An 810-nucleotide genomic window follows, 5' to 3' on the forward strand; every position below is an offset into this window, starting at 1 on the left:
GGTCACGGCCCGGAACGACGGCGGCCGCCAGCCCTCCCACACGAGGAGAACCGGCGGCCGCCACAGCCCTTGCTAGTGCCGTGGCCCGATATGTTCACCGGCTTTTGTGATCATGCTGCGGTGGGCAGGGGACGGCCGCCCCAACGGATGTGTTTCTCGCTGCGAACCCGGGCGCGTTCGCGGCATTGGGCGGCCAGCACGTCGGGGTGGCGGGCGTGAGCGTTGCGCCAGCGCAGGTAGTCGTGCAGCGCGTGGGTCTGGACGGTGTGGTTCGGATGCTCGCTGTTGGCGATCGCGAACCGGCGCAACACGCCGAAGTGCGCCTCGATCGGGTTCGCCCAGGACGGGGCCTTTCTCGTTCCCGGCCATGCCCACCGTCAACGACGCCGTCATGGACATCCAGCGCGTCGCGGGACACCTCGTGCCGATCAGAAGCGCTACGACGGAGAGGTCAACCGCCGGTGCCACGAGGAATGCGACATAGGTCGGCACCCCCAGCCGTATACCGAGCGTCGCGACGTTCCCGAACGCGAACAGGAAGGTCAACGCCACGACGGCGCCCACGAGCACGGTGACGAGCCGGACCGGACCGTCCGAAACCGCCAGGCCTACGGAACGTCTGTTCGATTCGCTAGATGATGTAGGGGTCGACTCGGTCACTGGGCGTCGTCCCTGGTCAGGGCCCGGGTCGCGACCGGTCGGACAGTGATTTCAGGGCCAGCAACCAAGATCAATCGGTTCGGATGCTGGTACACAGGGTCCACATCCGATCATGATTGTGACCTGCTGTGATCTCGCTTTCTTGATCAA

At 65.8% G+C, this 810-nt stretch carries 2 pseudogenes; both read right to left on the reverse strand.

Annotated features, from left to right (window positions below):
• Positions 1-110: 110 nt before the first annotated feature.
• Positions 111-344: pseudogene (locus U9980_RS07005) on the reverse strand (IS630 family transposase); the annotation flags it as partial.
• A 73-nt stretch (positions 345-417) separates the two neighbouring features.
• A pseudogene (locus U9980_RS28465) lies at positions 418-606 on the reverse strand (hypothetical protein); the annotation flags it as partial.
• Positions 607-810 lie beyond the last annotated feature (204 nt).

Origin of the sequence: Protofrankia sp. Cr1 (assembly GCF_963555865.1) — a bacterium.
GTDB lineage: Bacteria > Actinomycetota > Actinomycetes > Frankiales > Frankiaceae > Protofrankia.